Consider the following 18,847-nt stretch of genomic DNA (forward strand, 5'->3'; position numbering starts at 1 on the left):
TAGCTCAGGAAGCTGAAGAACGGCAGCAGCACCTGGCCGGTGGCGAACATGTGGTGCGCCCAGACGCTCATCGACAGCGCCGCGATCGCGATCGTGGCGCCGACCAGACCCTTGTAGCCGAACAGCGGCTTACGCGAGAAGACCGGGATGACCTCGGTGACGATGCCGAAGAACGGCAACGCGACGATGTAGACCTCCGGATGGCCGAAGAACCAGAAGAGGTGTTGCCAGAGCAGCGGGCCGCCGGCCGACGGTTCGTAGACCTTGGCGTCGAGTATTCGGTCGGCACCGAGCGCCAGCAGGGTCGCGGCGAGCAGCGGGAACACCAGGATGACGAGCAGGCTGGTGATCAGGATGTTCCAGGTGAAGATCGGCATTCGGAACATCGTCATGCCGGGCGCCCGCAGCGTCACGATCGTGGTGATCATGTTGACGCCACCGAGGATCGTGCCCAGGCCGGAGATCACCAGGCCGAAGAGCCACATGTTGGGGCCGATGCCGGGCGAGTTCTCCACGTCGCTGAGCGGCGTGTAGGCGAACCACCCGAAGTCGGCGGCACCGCTGGGCGTCGCGAACCCGAGGACTACCAGCGATCCGCCGAACAGATAGAGCCAGTACGCGAACGCGTTGAGCCGCGGGAACGCGACGTCGGGCGCGCCGATCTGCAGTGGCACGATGAAGTTGGCGAACGCGAACAGGATCGGCGTAGCGAACAGCAGCAGCATGATCGTGCCGTGCATCGTGAACAGCTGGTTGTACTGCTCGTTCGACAGGAACTGCAGCCCCGGCCGGGCCAGTTCGGCCCGCATCAGCAGCGCCATGATGCCGCCGGCGATGAAGAAGCCGAACGCCGTGGTGAGGTAGAGAATGCCGATCTGCTTGGCGTCGGTGGTCCGGATCAGGCGCCCGAGTGCGGATCCGCGGGTCTGTTCCCGCACCGGCCACGGCCGCGTCACGATCGGCTTTGGAACTACGGACGTCAAAACGTGCCCCCGAGGGTCGTCTGCCAACCAGCCTTGGGCCTAACGACCCGGACCGGCCGGCAGACGTGCCCCCGAACGGGGGAACCTCTCGGGAGGCTGTCCTCGCCCGGCTACGGATAGTCGGGCAGGTCGGCCGAGCTGGCCAGTGAGGTCGAACTGCTCACCAGCAGCCGGCGGACCGCGGCGCGGCGGAACATCGTGTTGCGCAACCACAGGCCGGGCCGGGACGACGGGGCCAGGAAGTGGCCCGGGCTGGCGCCCTTCTGCCACCGGCCGGCGAAGGAGCGCATCCATTTCTCGTACGCCGGGAAGGCCGTCGCCGGGTCACCGCCGGCTCGGGCCAGCTCCCCCGCCAGCACGTAGGCGCCGACCACCCCCGTGCCGACACCCATGCCGCCGAGCGTGACGCCCCAGGCCGCATCGCCGAGCAGCGCCACCCGGCCGGCGTGCCAGCGGGGCACCGAGACCCGGCTGATCGAGTCGAAGTAGATGTCGGACACGCCGTCGAGCCCGGCCAGCAGCGAAGGCACGTGCCAACCCAGGCCGGTGAAGGCCGCCCGGACCGCGCGCTTCTGCGCCGCGACGTCGAGCCAGCCCACGCCGAGCGCGCCCGACGACCAGACGAACAGCGCGCCCGCCCGCGCCGGATCCCGGTCGTCGGCGGCGACGCTGGCCATCCGGCCGGGCACGTTGTATTGCTGCGCCGTGGTGATCGCGCCGACGTCGTTGGGCACGTCCCAGCCGGCGATGTGATAGCCGAGGTGCTTGACGAACGCCTCCTCCGGCCCGATGGCCAGCCGGCGGACGGTCGAGTGGATCCCGTCGGCGCCGATCACCGCGTCGTAGGTCGCCTGCCGGCCGCTGCGGAACTCGACCTCGACCCCGGCGGGCCCGTCCCGCAGCGCGGCGATCGAGTCGCCGAACAGGTAGCTGGTGCGCTCGCCGCCGCGCCGGTGCAGGATCGCCGTCAGGTCGCGGCGGCGCACCTCGACGTCACCACCGGCGAACTCGGCCGGCAGCTCGAAGATCGTCTGCCCGGCTGCGTCGACCGTGCGCATGGCGCCGGCGTGCGTCTGGACGGCCTTGAGCTCGTCGAGCACGCCGAGCCGCTCCAGCACCCGCATGTGTGTCGGCCCGCGGAAGTCGACGGCGAACCCGCTGTTGCGCAGCCCCGGGGCGATCTCCACCACGGTCGTCTCGGCGCCGGCTTCGTTCAGGAAGCAGGCCAGTGCCGGCCCCGCGATCCCGGCGCCTGAGATCAACACCCGGAAGCCGCTCAGCTCGGACATTTCGTACCTCCAGCAACTGTGTCTTTCAGATACGGTTTACGATAGACACAGTTTTGAGCGCACGGCAAGCCCTAAGGTGGCGACGATGGACAAGCTGTTGTGGGAGCCTTCGCCCGGCCCGCGGCGTGGGCCGCGGCCGGCGTTCACGGTCGACGACATCGCGCGCGCCGCGATCGCCATCGCCGACGCCGACGGGCTCGGCGCGGTCACCATGCAGCGGGTCGCCGACCGGCTCGGGGTGACCAAGATGGCGCTCTACCGGTATGTGCCCGGCAAGGCCGAACTGGTCGCGCTGATGCTCGACCTCGGTCTCGGAGATCCGCCGGCGCGCGGCGACAAGGGCTGGCGGGCGGCCCTGGATGCGTGGTCGCGGGCACTGTTCGAAGAGTTCGCGGCCCACCCGTGGGCGATCGAGGCGGCCGTCGGCGCCCGGGTGATGGGGCCCAACGAGCTGGGCTGGCTCGAGGAGGCGGTCGCCGCGCTGACCGGCACCGGGCTCGACGGCAGCGAGATGCTCGACGTGGCGGTGACCCTGGTCGGCCACGTCCGCAGCCTGGCGCAGCAGACGGCCGGGTCCCCGGCCGACACCGAGGCCGCGCTCGACGAGGCCATCGCCGGGCTGATCCAGGGCCGCGAAGACCGCTTCCCCGCGCTGGCCGCCGCGATCGCCGAGGCGCGCGCCGGCGGCAAGCAGGACCAGGCGCTGGATTTCGGGCTGGCCCGCATCCTCGACGGCGTCGGCACGCTGATCGCCCACCGCGCTGGCGTCACACCTGCCCATCCCGCCCCGTGAATCGGTGGCGAAATAGTGGGTACGCACAGTCATGGGCGACCGCACCATCGACGCGTTGCAGGCGGAGCGGCGGCGCTACCCACCGCCGCCGGAGTTCGCCGACGCCGACGCCGGGCCTGGATTCCTCGACCAGGACCCGGACGCGTTCTGGGAACGCGAGGGCCGTGAGCGGGTCGACTGGGCGACTCCATTCTCGACACTGCGGGAGTGGACCCCGCCGTACGCGAAGTGGTATCTGGGCGGGAAGCTCAATGCCTGTTTCAACTGCGTCGACCGGCACGTCGATGCGGGCAACGGCGGGAAGGTCGCCTTTCACTGGGAGGGCGAGCCCGTCGGCGACCGGCTCGCGCTCACCTACGCCGACCTGCAGCGCCGGGTGGTGCGGTTCGCCAACACGCTGAAGAAGACCGGTGTCGGGCGCGGCACGAACGTGGCCATCTACCTGGGCATGGTGCCGGAGCTACCGGTCGCGATGCTGGCCTGCGCCCGCCTGGGCGCACCGCACACGGTGGTGTTCGGCGGCTTCTCGGCCGACGCGCTGGCGAGCCGGATCGACGACATGGGCTGCCAGGTGCTGATCACGCAGGACGCGGCCTGGCGGCGCGGCAAGCCGTTGCCACTCAAGGCGATCGCCGACGAGGCGATGGCCGGCGCCCTCGGCGTGCGGCGCTGCCTGGTCGTGCGCCGGACCGAAGTGGACACTCCGATGACCGCGGGCCGCGACCTTTGGTATCACGAGGCCAGCGCGCACGTCGACGACGACGCGGCCAACTGCCCGTGCGAGCCGATGGACGCCGAGGATCCGCTGTTCCTGATGTATACCAGCGGCACGACGGCCAAGCCGAAGGGCATCGTGCACACCACGGCGGGCTACCTGGTCGGCGTTGCGACCACGCACCACTACGTCTTCGACATCAAGCCGTCGACGGTCTACTGGTGCGCGGCCGACATCGGCTGGATCACCGGCCACAGCTACATCGTCTACGGTCCACTGTGTAACGGCGTGACGAGCGTGCTCTACGAGGGCACGCCCGACTTCCCCGACAAGGACCGCTGGTGGGACATCGTCGAGCGCTACGGCGTCACGGTGCTCTACACGGCGCCCACGGCGATCCGTACCCACATGAAGTGGGGTCCGGATTTCGCCCGCCGGCACGACCTGTCCTCGATCCGGCTGCTCGGCAGTGTCGGCGAGCCGATCAATCCGGAGGCCTGGGTCTGGTACCGCACCCACATCGGCGGCGACCGGGCGCCGGTCGTCGACACCTGGTGGCAGACCGAGACCGGCATGATCATGATCAGTCCGCTGCCCGGCGTGAGCACGCTCAAGCCCGGCTCGGCCGGCCGGCCGTTCATCGGCGTGGCGCCGGCCGTCGTCGACGAGCAGGGCTACCCGGTCGAGCCCGGCGAGGGCGGCTTTCTGGTGCTCCGGGAACCGTGGCCGGCGATGCTGCGCGGGATCCACGGCGATCCGGACCGCTTCGTCGCCACCTACTGGTCGCGCTTCCCGGGCAGCTACGCGGTCGGCGACGGGGCGCGGATCGACAGCGACGGCGACTGTTGGTTGCTCGGCCGGATCGACGACGTGATGAACGTGTCCGGCCACCGGATTTCGACGATCGAGGTGGAGAGCGCGCTGGTCGACGACCCGAGCGTGGCCGAGGCCGCGGTGTGCGCCCGGCCGGACCCGCTGACCGGCCAGGCCATCGTCGCGTACGTGACGCTCAAGGGCGGCCGCGAGGGCTCCCGCGAGGCGGTGGCCTCGCTGCGGCAGCACGTGGCGTCGAAGATCGGCAAGCTCGCGATGCCGGCCAACATCGTGTTCACGCCGGAACTGCCGAAGACCCGGTCGGGGAAGATCATGCGGCGGCTGCTGCGGGACATCGCGGCGGAGGGTGCGCTGGGCGACACGACCACCCTCGCCGACCCGTCGGTGGTCGAGGAGATCCGGACCAGGGCGGCCGCGGCCGGCTAGGTTCTCCGTGCACGGGACGCGCTTCGCCCGGTGGCGGGGCCGGCGCTGACCGTCGAGAATGCCAGGTGACCGTTCTTCCCGATCTTGGAGCGAGCGCCGATGGCTGAGGTGAACCCGGTCCGAGTGACCGTGTGGGGCGAGGGCCGGCACGAGAAACGCGACGCCAACGTGGCCGCGCACTATCCCGACGGGATGCATGCCACGATCGCGGCCGGCATCCGGGAACACGCGGGTGGGTCCGTCTCGGTGCGATGCGCCACGTTGGACGATCCCGAACAGGGCCTGCCGGATTCGGTGCTCGCCGCGACGGACGCGCTCGTCTGGTGGGGCCACATCGCGCACGACGAGGTTTCCGACGAGCTGGTCGACCGGGTGCAGCAACAGGTGCTCGCCGGGATGGGCCTGGTCGTGTTGCACTCCGGCCACTGGTCGAAGATCTTCAAACGCCTCATGGGTACGAGCTGCGCCCTCCGCTGGCGCAACGGCGACGATCGCGAGCTGGTCTGGACGGTGGATCCGACCCATCCGGTCGCGGCCGGCGTACCGAGCCCGATCGTCATCCCGGCGCAGGAGATGTACGGCGAGTTCTTCGACATCCCGGCACCCGACGAACTGGTCTTCGTCAGCTCGTTCAGCGGCGGCGAGGTGTTCCGCAGCGGATGCGCATTCCGCCGGGGCCGGGGCCGGATCTTCTACTTCAGCCCCGGCGACCAGGACTATCCCGTCTACCACCACCCCGACGTGCGGCGGGTGATCGCCAACGCGGCGGTGTGGACGGCCGCGCCGGCGCTTTCGGTGACGCCGATCGCGTACGCCCCGGCCGGTTGGTTCGAGGGTTCGTCGTGAGGGCGCTGGTGGTCGGGGCCGGCGCCATGGGCAGGGAGTGGCTGCGGGCCGTCGCCGACTCCCCGTCGGTCACCTTGGCCGGCGTGGTCGACGTCGACCTCGCGGCGGCGAACCGGGCGGCCGCGGGTGCGCCGGCCGCGCGGACCGTCACGGAGCTGGCGCCGGCCGCCGACTTCGTCATCGACGCGACCGTGCCCGCGGCCCACTTCGCCGTGACGACGGAGGCGTTGCGGCTGGGCCTGCCGGTGCTGGGCGAGAAGCCGCTGGCCGAAACGCTCCCGCAGGCCCTGGCCCTGGCCGCGCTGTCGGAACTGACCGGCACGCTGTTCGCGGTGAGCCAGTCCCGCCGCTACGACCCGCACCTGTCGGCGTTCCGGTCACAGATCGAGGGCCTGGGCCAGGTGGGTTCGCTGACGACGGAGTTCTACCGCGGCTCGCGGTTCGGCGGCTTCCGCGAGAAGATGCCGCACCCGCTCCTGCTCGACATGGCGATCCACGCCTTCGACACGGCCCGCTACCTGCTGGCCGACGAGCCGATCCAGGTCTATTGCGACGCCTACAACCCGCCGTGGAGCTGGTTCGACGGCGCCGCCTCAGCCCACGCGACATTCCGTTTCGCCGGCGGCGCCCGCTACCACTATTCGGCGTCATGGTGCGGCACCGGCTTCGACACGTCCTGGAACGCGACGTGGCGCGCGACGGCCGCCCGGGGCACCGCTCTGTGGGACGGCGACCACGCCCCATCCTGCGACACCGACGGCGAGGTCGTGACCGCTCCACCGGGCCCCGCCGCGCTGTTCTCGGAGAGCATCAGCGCCTCCCTGGCGACCTTCGTCGACGCGCTGCGCAGCGGCACCCGCCCGGCGACCGACGTCCACCGCAACGTGCTGAGCCTGGCGATGGTCCTGGCCGCGGTGGACTCCGCCGACACCGCCACCCCGGTGGTCATCGACAACACCCTGGCCACGGCCCACGCGACCGCGACCCAGGCGGCCCCGCCCGACCTGGCCGAAGTACTCCGCTCCTGGCCATCAGTCCGCGAAGCCCTACTGGCCGACCGCCCCACCCCGTCGACGCCCACCACCAGCACCAACACCCCGAAAGACCGGGCGCACAACCCCATTCCGGCCCAAGCAACAGACCACCCGGAACAACCCAGCACGACCTAGGAGCGGTGGTGGTGGTGATACCCGCACGCAGCGCCGCGGCGATCATCTGCAACGCCAAGGGATCGGCCAGGATCCCGCTCGACGCGGACCGGAAATCAGTGCCCGGTCAGGCACACACCGCCTCGAGGATCGACACATCTGATGTCGTCGCGACGACCCGCTCGAGCCGGAAACCGCAGGTCTGCAACAGCGACTCGTGTTCGCTGCGGGTGCGTTGCCTGCCCCCGGTGTGGATGAGCATCATGATGTCCATGGCTTTGGACCAGTCGGGCCCGGGGTCGTCGGGGATGACGCTCTCCACCAACAACAGCCGCGCATGCGGCGGAGCGGCCTTCCGCACGGCGGCCAGGATCGCCGTGGCCCGCTCGACGTCCCAGTCGTGGATCACGTCCATGAGCAGGTAGGTGTCGCAGACCGGCAGCGGGTCCTTGAAGAAGTCGCCGGCTTGCAGCGTGAGCCGATCGGAGGCGATCCCCGCGGCACGCTCGATCACCGGGGGCAGGTCGAAAAGGATGCTCGTGGTTCGCTCGGCCGCGTCCACCACCGCCCGCAGTAGATGTCCTTGGCCGCCGCCGATGTCGGCGATCGTTCCGCAGTCCGAGAAGTCGTAGGCGGCCAGGACACTCGCGACCTGGATACGCGCCTTTGAGACCATCGCGGCGTCGAATGCCCGGCCCGCCTCGGGATCACTCGCAAGGATGGCGAAGAACCCGTCCGGATTCAGCTTGTTCGTGGCCGGGAGTCCAGTCTGGAGTGAGTAGTCGAAGTAACCCAGTTGCTTCGCAGTACGTTCGGTTCCGAATGTTGCCAGGAAGTCACGCCAAGACTGGGGGTGGTCGGAACGGAGCATTCGCGACGCGCCGGTGTGGGTGAAGCGGTCGTCGCTGGCCGCGAAGACGCCATGGGCAGCGAGGAGGCGAAGCACACGACCGAGGGCCTCGGGATTCGCCCCGGTAACTTCGGCCAGCTCCTGGGCCGTCCGCGGCGTGTCGTCGAGCGCGTCCGCGACGCTGAACCTGGCCACGGAGGCCAGACAGTGCGCGACAAACAAGCCCCCAAGCGCCGCGGTCAGTGTGTCGAAGGGCCCTTTCTGTCGATCGAGCGCGGCGTGGTGATCATCACTGGCGGCCATGAAACGCCTCCGATTTGTCCCCGGCACGTGGACGGCGCAATCGTCGTCGCAATCATTGTGCGAGCCGTAAGGCGTCGACAGAGGGATAACCCCGGTTCGATCCCGACGAAGCGTGTTGACTCACCTGCGCCACGACCCGACTGCGTAGCCCTGACACGAGTCGGACCTACCGCGGCGGTCGTATGAGCACCGTGCCCGTACGGCAGCGGCACTCGTGATCTATGTGCTGGTGGTGGCGTCGCGGAGTTTGTAGCGGCTGCGTCCGGCGGTGGCTGGTGGCGTCGTCGCCACAGTGACCAGCGGATGGCGGTGGCCGGCGCGGGCGTGACCGGGGCGATGCTGGCTGCGATCCTGCGTAGTTCGGCGATAGTCAAGGCGATCAGGATGTCGTGGCGTGGGTCGACGTGGTCGGGCTGCTCGCAGGCAGGATGAACCAGTGCCAGGCGATCCAGCCGCGGCATTGGTAGTGGTCCAGCCCGATGTGGGTCTTGGCGGCCTGGAAGGGTTCTTCATTGCTCCACCGCCGACCAGCCACAGCGATAAGAGTGGCCATCGGTACTGGGCGCGGGGTCCAGCGGTGGAAGGCCAGTTCGCCGTCGCCGACGCGGCGGACCAGCAGGCTGGGTCACCCCGCCGTCGTCACTGCTGTGATCGTGTACCCAGGCCCAGTAATAGAAGCGTTCGCCCTTGAACCCGGCCCCACGTAAGCGTCGTTCCGAGGCCAGATCGCCCAGGCCAGCGGCGATGTCGTCCGGGCGCAGCCGCACCGGTTGGGTGGCCTGCACCGGCTGGTTACAGGCGATGGCCAGCACATAGCCCAGGCCCAGCCCCACTCCGGTAGCGGACCGGGGCGAACCGACCCACCCGCTCAGCCACCGCGGATGTCCCACCGCGAAGACCAGCCAATGGACTGTGTCCCCCGAGCCATGATCGTGCTCACGGCCGGCAACTAGGTCAGGTCCGGGGAGGGTGTCATGTGCTGGAGCGTAAAAGCGCTCTCCCCCAGCCCGTAGCTCCAGCGCATGACACCCTCCCCGGACCCAAACCGCAACCAGAGACGGCCGAAAGCCAAGAGAAGAACCGCAACCGATAGCCCGAAAGACCCGCGACCAACGACGAACAAAGAGTCCGGCGGGAGCGACGGCGCGCGCCCCCGACGGACCCGGGACCGTTATTGGTCCGAAAGCGGCACCGCACTCATCTTCGCGTAATCCGCGAAGCTCATGTTCCAGTCGGTCCAGCCGTTGCCGTTTTCGAGTTTGCGCTCGGTGCCCTTGACCGTGATCGGGTCGCCGATGCGGGTCTGGCCGAACAGCCACTCGCCGTCTTTCATCGAGACGTTGACGCAGCCGTGTGAGACGTTGACCGAGCCCTGCTGGCCCTCGGACCACGGCGCGGCGTGGATGAACTCGCCGCCCCAGGTCAGGCGTTGCGCGAAGTCGATGTCGGTGCGGTAGCCGTCGTCGGGGCCGAGTTCCTCGAACGTGTCGAAGACGGTCTTGCGCTTCTTCTCGATCACGATCATCGTGCCGCTGGACGACGGGGTGGTCTTCTTGCCAAGGCTGACCTTGATGGTCTTGATGACCTTGCCGTCCTTGGTGACCGTCATCCGCTTGGTCTTGTTGTCGACGGTCATCACCAGCGACGGGCCGATCTTCAGGTCGACGGTCAGGTCGTTGCGGCCGAACCAGCCGTTGCCCATCGGGAGGCCGCCGGTCTGCAGCTTGTAGTGGACCTTGGTGTTGGCCTTCCAGAACTCTTTCGGGCGGAAGTGGATCTCAGTAGGGCTGATCCACGCCCAGGTGCCCGTCTGCGCCGGCTCGGTGGTGACCTTCATCCGCTTCTGCACGTCGTCGCGGTAGTCCTCCGGGATCGCCCGGCCGAACTTGACGATCATCGGCATGCCGACGCCGACCACCGCGTTGTCGCCGAGGAAGCTGCTCACCGAGATCGTGTTGGCCGGCTTGGCCATCGTGGTGAACGTGCTTTCCGCGGTCGCGGTCTTGCCGTCGTCGCCGGTCGCGCTGACCGTCGCCGTGTAGGTCGCGCCCCACTTCAGGGCGCCGGTCGGCAGCCAGCTCTTCTTGTCGGCGGCCAGGGTGCCCTCGACCGTGTCGCCGTCGGCCGACTTGAGCTCGACCGAGGTGTCGACCGCGTCGACGGTCTCGAACGTGATCGCGGCCGACGCCGGCACGTCGTTGGCGTTGGCCGCCGGGCCGGTGATCGTGGCCTTGGCCTTGGTGTCGGGCTGCGCCGACTGGGAGCTGCCGGGCTGCGCGCCGTTCTGCCACGCAGGGCCGCCGCCCTTGGAGCAGGCGGCCGTCACCGACAGCAACCCCGCCATCACGGCAGCCGCCAGCACCACGCCACGCCGGCGGGTGGAACGGTGCCCTCGGCTGCTCAGCATGAGATCCCCTCACAAGTCCGTGGTTCGCAGCTATGGTGCCCCAAAGACGCTTGGGGACACGTCACGGTTTCGTGCCGTGTGCGGAAACACGCCAGACGAGTGTACGAACGATCGAGCTGAGCAACCGTACCCGAACGTGCCTTTAATCGGTGGTGGTCGGTGTCGGCGTGGCGTGCGAAGCCGGTGCGGCCGTCAAACTGGAGGGCACCGGCAGCGCGCTGCCCTTGATGTATTCGGACCACGTCTGGTTCCACGCAGTCCACCCGTTGCCCGGTTCAAGCTGGCGTTCGGTGCCCTTGATGGTGATCGGGTCACCCACCTTGGTCTGGCCGAACAGCCAGCTCGCGTTGTCGGGTGCGAGGTTGACGCAACCGTGCGACACGTTGCGCACGCCCTGGTCATCGACCGACCACGGAGCGGAGTGGATGTATTCGCCGCCCCAGGTCAGCCGCTGTGCGAAGTCGATGTCGGTGCGGTAGCCCTCTACCGGGCCGAGTTCCGCGATCGTGTCGAAAACCGTGTGCTCCTGCTTGTCCATCACGATCAGCGTGCCGCTCGACGACGGCGTGCTCGGCTTGCCGAGGCTGACGGGGAACGTCTTGACCAGCTTGTCGCTCTTGAAGACCTGCATCTTCTTGGTCTTGTTGTCGACCTTCATGACGAACTTTTCGCCGATCTTGGCGGTCGCCTTGCGGTCTTCGTCGCCGAACCGGCCGTTGGACAGCGGGATGCCCTCCAGCGCCGCCCGAACACTGATCTTCGTGCCGGCCTTCCAGTAGTCGGGCCCGCGATAGTAGGCCTGGGTGCCGCTGCTGACCCACGACCAGACGCCGGGCTGCGGCGGATCGGTCGTGACGAAGAGCCGGCGCTGCACGGCGGCGCGGTCCTTCTGCGGGATGCCCGGGTTGAATTCAAGAACGACAGGCATGGCGACGCCGTACGTCTTGCCGTTGAAGAGATACAGCCCGGAGCCGATGTCGTTGCCCGATTTGCCGCGCGTGGAGAACGACACCTTCTTCGTCTCCACCTGCCCGCTCGCACTGGTGGCGACCACGGTCGCGGTGTAGTCGGTGTCGTACTTCAGCGGCGCGCTCGGCACCCAGCTCGAGCGGTCATCGCGCAGCGCGCCCTTGACCGCCTTGCCGGCCTTGTCGGTCAACGTGACGCTGGTGACGTCGCCGCCCTTGACGCTGGTGCCGATCTCGGTGCTGACCGGCAGGTCCTTCTTCTTGTCGGCGGGCGTGACGGCGAACTCGAACGGCACCGGCGGCGCGGTCGGGCTGGCGGTCGCCGCCGGTGCCGCCGCGTGGTTGACGAAAGCCGGCGCCTTGGAATCCCCACCGCACGCGGCGAGGCTGAACCCGAGAGCACCGACCGCCATGGCGGCCAGGATCTGCCGGGTGGCTGCTTGACGTGTCACGAATCGGCCCATGAGCGTCCCCGTTTCTCCGCAACCTTGGGGTCATCGTGCCCCAGCCGAACCCGCCGTGTACCTCGATCCGGGAGGGTGCCAGATGGCGTCCATCACGCGCCTCAGCCACATGGTCAACGCTGAGGTGCGAACCGGTCGGAACCTCGCACGAGCGACGATTTCCCCGAAGTAACGCCTGGTCAGCACGTACCTGGGCATGCTGAGGGGGACTTTGACCGTATTCCGGGGGAATCATGCCGCTCTATCTGCTCGCGATGGACCACCGCGCGTCGCTTGCCGCCACGGTCTACCGGATCAAGGGCGATCCGAACCCCGCGCAGGTCAAACAGATCGCCGCGGGCAAGGAGCTGGTCTACCAGGGCCTGGTCTCCGCGCTGGGCCAGGGCGCCGCCTCTCCGAGCGCCGCCGTTCTGGTCGACGAGCGGTATGGGGAGCCGGTCGCCCGCCAGGCCAACGCCGCGGCCATCACGCTGGCGATGCCGATCGAAAAATCCGGACAGGAATGGTTCACGCTGGAGTACGGCACGCTGGGCGAGGGCGTCTGGATGGAACACGTCGAGGCCTTCGACCCCCGCTACGTCAAGATCCTGGTGCGAGACAACCCGACGTTCGACGTGCGCGCCCGCCGCCGGCAGATGGACGACCTGGCCACGGTCTCGCAGGTGCTCACCGAGGCCGGCCGTGACCTGCTGCTGGAGTTGGTGGTGCCGGCGACTCCCGCGCAGGAGTCGGCGACGTACGACGCGGATCTACGACCGGAACTGACCGTGCGGTTGATCGGCGAGATGCAGGCCGCCGGCGTCGAGCCGGCGATCTGGAAGATCGAGGGCCTGAGCACCACAGCGGACGCCACCCGCGTCCTGGCAACGGCCCGCCAGGGCGGCCGCAACGATGTGCAATGCATCGTGCTCGGCCGCGACGCGCCGCCCGACGACCTGGACCACTGGCTCCGGGCGGCGGCACCCGCCGGCTTCCTGGGTTTCGCGATCGGCCGGAGCATCTGGCAGGAGCCACTGGAGGCCTTCCTGACCGGCGACATCGGCGAGCAGGAGGTAGTGGCCGAGGTGGCCAACAACTACCTCCACTACGTGGGGGTATATGAGGGCGTTTGAGGCATTCGGCAGGTCGTTCGCCACCAGTTGGAAGATGCCTACAGGCGCGTGCTAACGTACGTGTCGTTGCCGATCGAGCGCCGCTAGCTCAACTGGCAGAGCAGCGGACTCTTAATCCGCGGGTTCGGGGTTCGAGTCCCTGGCGGCGCACCAGCAATAACTCACAGGGACGGCCCACATGGGACCGTCCCTGACCCCTTTTCTGACCCCTACGTCAGGCATCGAAGAGATAACCCAGCTTGTCCGCGGTCAACTTCTACGAAGCACGGGCGGTCGGCGAGCTTCGCCGCCGTCGCACCTGGCCGTTGGCCCGGGCCTACGATCTTTGTATGGCGCAGCCGGCTGACGAACGGCATGAGACCGTCGGTGACGCGGTGGCGCGACGGGTCGAAGATCGGCGTGGTGCGGCCTCGGCGTGGGTGGCGGCGTTGCGGGAGCTGGGCTCGGTCGACCTTGCGGTGTACGAGGCGGTGGCCCGCACACCTACCGCGACGCTGGACGGCCCTGTCCGTCGCCTTTCGCGCGCCGCCGACTACTCACGCCTTTGGCTGGGCATCGCCGCGGCGATCTCCTTGCTCGGCGGTGCGCGAGGACGCCGGGCGGCGGCGGAGGGCGTCCTGGCGATCGGCGTGACCTCAGCGACCGTCAACATGGGCGTGAAAAGCCTTGCCCGACGGCGTCGCCCGGGTGGTGCGGGTCCACGCCGGTTCCCGGCGCGGCGGGTGCGGATGCCGCAGTCCACCTCGTTCCCCTCCGGGCATGCCGCGGCGGGTTTCGCGTTCGCCTACGCCGTCGGCCGGCACATGCCCGAACTCGCGGTGCCGATGCGATTGCTGGCCGGTGGGGTCGCCTACTCGCGAGTGCACCTCGGCGTGCACTATCCGGGTGATGTGGTGTTCGGCTCCATCATCGGAGCCGGAACAGCGGCGATGGTCGCCGTAGCATGCGACCGGTTCAGCCTTCCTTAGGAAGCGAAACCGGGATTGGGCCCTGTATTCATCACTGGGTCGGCCGTTCGGGCGGTAGCAGCACGTGCAGGGCTCCGGGGCGAATCTCGCACACGATGGGTAGGTCGAGCTGCACCGCTTCTCCGTCGATGCCGGCCGGCAGGTGCGCCACCGAGCCGTGCACGGTGATACGGGTGGCCCTCCAGGTGATGAGTCCTTCACCGGGCGGCCCGGCCTGACCCTGTCGTAGCTCGCGGCTGAGGCGGGGAAGCACGTCCGGTGGCGGCGGGTTGGAGGGACGCTTGAGCACGACGCCGCCGAGTTGGCCGGTGTCCAGAGCGAAGCGGCGCCCGAGGTGTTGCGGCGTCGAGATGTGGTACGGGTTGTTGGAAACAAGGATCACCTGGGGAGATTCCACCGGGCCCTGCGGGGTGTCCACCATGGCCTCGACCCATTGCTGCCCGCCGAGGTAGCCGGGCGCGCTTTCGATGAGCGTGCGGGCCTTCGCCTCGCGGTACCCGGATGTCAGCAGGGCGTCCGCGTAGGCGCCGAGCGAGACGTTGTTGACGAACGTGTGCTGGCCGACCTGACCCAGATCGACCATGGCCGGAGCTTCCGCGCGCAACGCGGTCACGGCTGACGCGGGATTGGTGATGTCCAGGCCCAGATCCCGGGCGAAGTGGTTACGGGTTCCAGCGGGGATCACCACCAGCGGCAGTTGGGCCCCGGCGGCGACCGCGGCCACCGCGGCCACCGTACCGTCGCCGCCGGCGACGCCGAGAACGCCTGCCCCTTCGGCGACGGCAGCGGTGGCGAGCGACGCCGCGTCTTGGTCCGGGTCGGTCAGCCTGACCTGCGCGCCCGCCGCCCGGGCCTGCTCCACGAGCCGGAAGCGGGCCACCTTCCCGCCGCCCGAGCGCGGATTCATCACCACCACCGCGCCGCCGGCGGGCAGGTGGTCAGCGGCGTTCGCCATCGGCCTTGGCCGCCACAGCGAGTTGATCCGAGTACTGCATGGACCCTCCCCGTCTTTGGTCTCGGCTCGGCTGCTGGAACCGCCACCGTCGCCAACTCACGGCTCGACACGGGCTTCCGCTCTCGCGACACAGCCCGATATGTGCGGTCAGACATGACCTGGTCGCCTCTACCACGATACGGGCCCGGTTGACCGAACGGCCCGATAGCAGGCGGCGCTCCTCGTAACTAGTTGACACGCATCTAGTTGCACTGACACTATCTGAGCCATCCGAAGGAAGGAGCGAGACATGGGAGCGGTACGCACGGCACTCGTGATCGGGGGCGGCATCGCCGGGCCGGTCACCAGCCTTGCCCTGACCAAGGCCGGCATCCAGGCCACCGTCTTCGAGGCGCACGCCACCGCCGCCGACGGGGTCGGCGCGATGCTGAGCCTGGCACCGAACGGCTTGGCCGCGCTCGAGATCGTCGGGGCCGACAAGGCGGTGCGGGCCATCGGTCAACCTGTGCCCGGGGTGGTGATGGCCGACGGCGGCGGGAACCAGCTCGCCGAGTTCGCCGGTTTCCCCGGCCTGCCGGCGACGCTGGCCATGGCCCGGGCTGACCTGTTCCGCGCGCTTGCCGACCACGCCGTGGCCGGCGGCGTGCCGATCGAGTACGGCAAGCGCCTCGTTGCCGTGCACGAGTTCGCCGACAGCGTCACCGCGACCTTCGCCGACGGCACCACCGCGACCGCCGACGTACTGATCGGTGCCGACGGGATCCGCTCCACGGTGCGCACCCTGATCGACCGTGACGCGCCGGGCCCGCAGTACGGCGGCGTGCTGAGCTTTGGCGGCTTCGCGGCTGCCAGCGAGGTGACGGCGGCGCCCGGTGTCATGTACTTCGCCTTCGGCCGGACCTTCATCGGCTACTGGCGCCTGCCCGATGACCGCATCTGCTGGTTCGCCAGCCTGCCCCGCACCTCACCGCTCAGTTCGGCCGAGGTCCGCCGGGTCGACCCCGCCGACTGGCTGGCGCAGTTGCGCGACCTCTACGCCGGGCACGTGCCCGGCGAGACCCTGCTGCGGCACACCGCCCCCGAGGACCTGATGGTCGTGGGCCCGATGGAGCGCATGCCACCGGTTCCGCGTTGGCACCGGGGCCGGATGGTGCTCGTCGGGGACGCGGCCCACGCACCCTCGTCCAGTTCAGGACAGGGCGCGTCACTGGCCGCCGAGAGCGCCATCGAGCTGGCTCGCTGTCTTCGGGACCTGCCCGATCCCGCCGCGGCCTTCACCGCGTACGAAGGCCTACGCCGCCCCCGCGTGGAAATGATCGGCACCGACGCGGCGGCCAAGAACAAGGCCAAGGCCGGCCATGCCGGCGACCGGCCAGCCATGCCGACGCCGGAGCAGATGTTCGGCCCGGTCCACCGCCACCGGATCGACTGGTACGACACGGTCGGTCACTAACTCCTTCATCGCGGGCAAAGTGGCCTCGCCGGTCGCCAGCGGCACGCTGGCGGCGGTCGCCGGCGATCCGGCGGGCCACCCGGGCTGAGCGGAGACAACGAGCCTTCGCTACGCCCCGAAGAACCGTGCGACTAGCAGTTCGGTTCCGACGTACCCACCGCGCAGACGACGCTGACGCCCGACGAGGCGGTGCCGGACGCGGCCGAGGTGAAGACCGTCTGGGTCTCGGTGTTGAACCTCGGGCCGAACATGTAGGACAGTCCCGAGTAACCGTACGAGTTCACCGAGGTCAGCAGCGTCCCCGCGGTGTAAACGGCCGGGTCGGTCGTGCCGTAGATCCACGGGCCGCCCGACGAGCCGCCGTTCATGTTGCAGGCGATGCCCCATGTCGGTGCCCCGTACGGGTCGTCGCTTGTCGGGCCGGCGCAGTACACGAGGTCGTTGCCCTTGTACTTGCCCTCGGCGGGATACCCGAACGCCCACTTCGTCACGCTGTTGGCGATGGTCGCGGTGTTCAGGCCGTAGCCGCCGGTGGCGGCATCGAGTTCGGCGGTGCCGCTTCCGGCGATCCGGAGTCCGACCCGGGCGAAGCCGTAGTCGACCCGCACCGTCTCGTTCGACCCGAATCCGCCCGGAACGAAGTCGTCGTGGGCGGCGAGCAGGTTCGCCCGCCAGCAGCCATCCGCCCGCGTGGCGCAGTCGTAGCTGGGTTGGGCGTCGAAGTTCGGCAGGTACAGGAAGTTGTAGGACCAGCCGTCGCTGCCGTCGAAGACGCAGTGCCCGGCGGTCAGGACGACCGAGTAGCCGTTGCCGGTCGAGCCGTCGTTGACGACACTGCCGGAACAGATCCAGTCGGAGCCGCCGGAGGAGAACAGGATTCTGCCCGAGCGCTGCTGAATCGCGCCGCCGTTGGCCCATGAGGCGCCCTTGACCACGCCGCCGCCGGGGGCGGGCTTGGCGTTGGGAACCATCTTCCCGTTGTCGGTGCGGACGTAGTCGCGGAACTTCGCGTTGGCGATCCGCGCGGGGGTCCAGTAGGCGAGGACACGGGCGTCCTCTCCGCGGTCGGACGCGGACGGGTTGGCGTGCGCGGGTGTGCCGAGCAAGCCGACAGCGACGAGGACCACCGCGCCGATACGCGCGGCGATCCGGACCGTAGATCTCACACATCCTCCAGGGGGTCGTGGAGTTGTTGGTACTCGGATAGCGCACGCATCGACGAACGTGTTTCACCCCGCCGGACAATGACCGCCATTCATGCGATTTCGGCGGCAGTCGCCGTGGCCCGCCGGCGGCCTACGATGTCGCCCTACGCGTTCACAGGGAAGGCGACATGTCTGCAGGCAACACTGTGGAAAGCCTGATCGCTCTGGCTGATCGCCTACGAGCCACGTCAGCGCCGATCCAGGACCGTCTCGAGCTGGTCAGTGGTTGCGACGGTCTGCCGTGGCTCGCCCATGTTCCGGCTGCCACCGAATCGTGCATCAGCATCCTCGCCCAGTCCGACGCGGCGACCCGCTCGATGCCGTGCGAAGTTGGTATCTCCTCGATGGAGGTGCCCAGCGCCCTGGCCACCTTCCGCCGTTGGTGGCCGGAGTCGTTCATCGCCATGGGCGATCCCGGGCAGCCCGATCCGCGCGAGCCGCTGAAGCCCGGAATCGTGCAGTGGCGCTTCGACGGCGTCAACGCGTCGCCGGCGTTGGCCCCGCCGAGCACCGCTGGTGCTGCGGCCATCGCGGCCCACTTCGCCGGCCTGCCCTGGGAGCCACCGCCGCTCATCTACGACGCGGCCGCTCCTCTCGCGGACGTCGCGGTAGAAGACCTGCTGGCCAGCATGGTGCACCCACCGCCGATGCCGGCAGGCCGGTGGGATCGCCTGCCGGGCCTGTGGGAACGCTACATCCAGGCGTGGTGCTGCCTCGGTCTGCTGCACCATCAACGGGAGCAACCGTGGTCCACGTCGACACGGCGACAGATGTTGGTCGAGCTGGCCTACGGCGTCGAAGACTGGACTACCGAAGCCGCGCTCTACGCACTGGTCGCGGCGGCTTGGGTGGATCCGGCGTGCCGCTCGGATGTCGCCGCGCTGGTCGGAGAACGGTTCCTGATGATGCGTGCGGCGGCCGAGACCAGGCCCGTCACCATCGGCGTTTCCGTGGCGCAACTGGCTTTCATGACCCCGCAAATGCCACGCGAAATCCGTCGCCGCGCGTGGGAAGTGACCGCCGCGCATCAGAAGTGGCCAGGCAATGACAACCCTCTACCTGACGAATCGCCTGCGCCACCACCGCCGCGAAGGTCGCTGCTGGGCCGGCTCCGACGCCGTTGAGCTG

General features: G+C 69.1%; 16 protein-coding genes and 1 tRNA gene. 9 read left to right on the top strand and 8 right to left on the bottom strand.

What is annotated here, in order from left to right:
• Together AB0J74_RS31530 and AB0J74_RS31535 are read right to left on the bottom strand one after the other, a co-directional pair.
• On the bottom strand, positions 1 to 983 hold a 983-nt coding region (locus tag AB0J74_RS31530), incomplete at its 3' end, for a cbb3-type cytochrome c oxidase subunit I (protein ID WP_363454441.1).
• Between the two features lie 110 nt (positions 984 to 1,093).
• Positions 1,094 to 2,272 carry an FAD-dependent monooxygenase gene (locus AB0J74_RS31535; RefSeq protein ID WP_363454443.1) on the bottom strand — a complete coding sequence of 393 codons (1,179 nt, stop codon included), beginning with the start codon at positions 2,270 to 2,272 and terminating at the stop codon, positions 1,094 to 1,096.
• An 85-nt stretch (positions 2,273 to 2,357) separates the two neighbouring features.
• Between AB0J74_RS31535 and AB0J74_RS31540 the strand changes: the two genes are divergently transcribed.
• The 4 genes from AB0J74_RS31540 (at position 2,358) to AB0J74_RS31555 (ending at position 7,055) form a co-directional block, all read left to right on the top strand.
• A complete protein-coding gene (locus AB0J74_RS31540) occupies positions 2,358 to 3,065 on the top strand; it encodes a TetR/AcrR family transcriptional regulator (protein ID WP_363454445.1) in 708 nt (235 codons plus the stop codon).
• A 31-nt stretch (positions 3,066 to 3,096) separates the two neighbouring features.
• A complete protein-coding gene (acs, locus tag AB0J74_RS31545) occupies positions 3,097 to 5,040 on the top strand; it encodes an acetate--CoA ligase (protein WP_363454447.1) in 1,944 nt (647 codons plus the stop codon).
• 99 nt (positions 5,041 to 5,139) lie between these two features.
• Entirely contained in the window at positions 5,140 to 5,886 is a 747-nt protein-coding gene (locus AB0J74_RS31550) for a ThuA domain-containing protein (RefSeq protein WP_363454449.1), read from the top strand.
• Positions 5,883 to 7,055: a Gfo/Idh/MocA family oxidoreductase gene (locus AB0J74_RS31555; RefSeq protein ID WP_363454451.1), complete on the top strand. Its 1,173-nt coding sequence runs from the start codon at positions 5,883 to 5,885 to the stop codon at positions 7,053 to 7,055. The genes AB0J74_RS31550 and AB0J74_RS31555 overlap by 4 nt, the downstream gene beginning before the upstream one ends.
• A 106-nt stretch (positions 7,056 to 7,161) precedes the next feature.
• On the opposite strand, the gene AB0J74_RS31560 is transcribed toward AB0J74_RS31555, so the two are convergent.
• The 4 genes from AB0J74_RS31560 to AB0J74_RS31575 form a co-directional block, all read right to left on the bottom strand.
• Entirely contained in the window at positions 7,162 to 8,187 is a 1,026-nt protein-coding gene (locus tag AB0J74_RS31560) for a methyltransferase (protein ID WP_363454453.1), read from the bottom strand.
• 509 nt (positions 8,188 to 8,696) lie between these two features.
• A complete protein-coding gene (locus AB0J74_RS31565) occupies positions 8,697 to 9,020 on the bottom strand; it encodes a hypothetical protein (protein WP_363454455.1) in 324 nt (107 codons plus the stop codon).
• A gap of 338 nt (positions 9,021 to 9,358) precedes the next feature.
• Positions 9,359 to 10,594: an Ig-like domain-containing protein gene (locus AB0J74_RS31570; protein ID WP_363454457.1), complete on the bottom strand. Its 1,236-nt coding sequence runs from the start codon at positions 10,592 to 10,594 to the stop codon at positions 9,359 to 9,361.
• A 142-nt stretch (positions 10,595 to 10,736) separates the two neighbouring features.
• A complete protein-coding gene (locus tag AB0J74_RS31575; RefSeq protein ID WP_363454680.1) occupies positions 10,737 to 11,975 on the bottom strand; it encodes an Ig-like domain-containing protein in 1,239 nt (412 codons plus the stop codon).
• Positions 11,976 to 12,259: 284 nt separating this feature from the next.
• On the opposite strand from AB0J74_RS31575, the gene AB0J74_RS31580 reads away from it, so the two are divergent.
• From AB0J74_RS31580 to AB0J74_RS31590, 3 genes are all read left to right on the top strand, one after another.
• Positions 12,260 to 13,138 (top strand): 2-deoxy-5-keto-D-gluconate 6-phosphate aldolase domain-containing protein, encoded by an 879-nt coding sequence (locus AB0J74_RS31580; RefSeq protein ID WP_363454459.1) that lies wholly within the window; start codon positions 12,260 to 12,262, stop codon positions 13,136 to 13,138.
• Positions 13,139 to 13,215: 77 nt separating this feature from the next.
• Positions 13,216 to 13,291: transfer RNA gene (locus AB0J74_RS31585), tRNA-Lys, on the top strand.
• A gap of 176 nt (positions 13,292 to 13,467) precedes the next feature.
• A complete protein-coding gene (locus AB0J74_RS31590; protein ID WP_363454461.1) occupies positions 13,468 to 14,106 on the top strand; it encodes a phosphatase PAP2 family protein in 639 nt (212 codons plus the stop codon).
• A 31-nt stretch (positions 14,107 to 14,137) separates the two neighbouring features.
• Here AB0J74_RS31590 and AB0J74_RS31595 read toward each other — a convergent pair whose 3' ends face one another.
• Positions 14,138 to 15,061, bottom strand: a complete 924-nt coding sequence (locus tag AB0J74_RS31595) for a diacylglycerol kinase family protein (RefSeq protein ID WP_363454463.1) — start codon at positions 15,059 to 15,061, stop codon at positions 14,138 to 14,140.
• 289 nt (positions 15,062 to 15,350) lie between these two features.
• On the opposite strand from AB0J74_RS31595, the gene AB0J74_RS31600 reads away from it, so the two are divergent.
• Positions 15,351 to 16,514: an FAD-dependent monooxygenase gene (locus AB0J74_RS31600; RefSeq protein WP_363454465.1), complete on the top strand. Its 1,164-nt coding sequence runs from the start codon at positions 15,351 to 15,353 to the stop codon at positions 16,512 to 16,514.
• A gap of 131 nt (positions 16,515 to 16,645) precedes the next feature.
• On the opposite strand, the gene AB0J74_RS31605 is transcribed toward AB0J74_RS31600, so the two are convergent.
• A complete protein-coding gene (locus AB0J74_RS31605) occupies positions 16,646 to 17,680 on the bottom strand; it encodes a hypothetical protein (RefSeq protein WP_363454467.1) in 1,035 nt (344 codons plus the stop codon).
• A 167-nt stretch (positions 17,681 to 17,847) separates the two neighbouring features.
• Here AB0J74_RS31605 and AB0J74_RS31610 point away from each other — a divergent pair, with 167 nt between their 5' ends.
• The gene (locus tag AB0J74_RS31610) at positions 17,848 to 18,843 is read left to right on the top strand and encodes a hypothetical protein (RefSeq protein WP_363454469.1); all 996 of its coding nucleotides are present in this window, start codon (positions 17,848 to 17,850) and stop codon (positions 18,841 to 18,843) included.
• The last annotated feature ends 4 nt before the right edge of the window (positions 18,844 to 18,847 follow it).

This window comes from Asanoa sp. NPDC049573 (assembly GCF_040676615.1).
Lineage (GTDB): Bacteria > Actinomycetota > Actinomycetes > Mycobacteriales > Micromonosporaceae > Asanoa.

Bases quoted from the DNA above. Each gene is read 5' to 3' on its own strand.
- AB0J74_RS31535 (WP_363454443.1), bottom strand. From the start codon at position 2,272: ATGTCCGAGCTGAGCGGCTTCCGGGTGTTGATCTCAGGCGCCGGGATC.
- AB0J74_RS31540 (WP_363454445.1), top strand. From the start codon at position 2,358: ATGGACAAGCTGTTGTGGGAGCCTTCGCCCGGCCCGCGGCGTGGGCCG.
- acs (WP_363454447.1), top strand. From the start codon at position 3,097: ATGGGCGACCGCACCATCGACGCGTTGCAGGCGGAGCGGCGGCGCTAC.
- AB0J74_RS31550 (WP_363454449.1), top strand. From the start codon at position 5,140: ATGGCTGAGGTGAACCCGGTCCGAGTGACCGTGTGGGGCGAGGGCCGG.
- AB0J74_RS31560 (WP_363454453.1), bottom strand. From the start codon at position 8,187: ATGGCCGCCAGTGATGATCACCACGCCGCGCTCGATCGACAGAAAGGG.
- AB0J74_RS31570 (WP_363454457.1), bottom strand. From the start codon at position 10,594: ATGCTGAGCAGCCGAGGGCACCGTTCCACCCGCCGGCGTGGCGTGGTG.
- AB0J74_RS31575 (WP_363454680.1), bottom strand. From the start codon at position 11,975: ATGGCGGTCGGTGCTCTCGGGTTCAGCCTCGCCGCGTGCGGTGGGGAT.
- AB0J74_RS31580 (WP_363454459.1), top strand. From the start codon at position 12,260: ATGCCGCTCTATCTGCTCGCGATGGACCACCGCGCGTCGCTTGCCGCC.
- AB0J74_RS31590 (WP_363454461.1), top strand. From the start codon at position 13,468: ATGGCGCAGCCGGCTGACGAACGGCATGAGACCGTCGGTGACGCGGTG.
- AB0J74_RS31595 (WP_363454463.1), bottom strand. From the start codon at position 15,061: ATGGCGAACGCCGCTGACCACCTGCCCGCCGGCGGCGCGGTGGTGGTG.
- AB0J74_RS31600 (WP_363454465.1), top strand. From the start codon at position 15,351: ATGGGAGCGGTACGCACGGCACTCGTGATCGGGGGCGGCATCGCCGGG.
- AB0J74_RS31610 (WP_363454469.1), top strand. From the start codon at position 17,848: ATGTCTGCAGGCAACACTGTGGAAAGCCTGATCGCTCTGGCTGATCGC.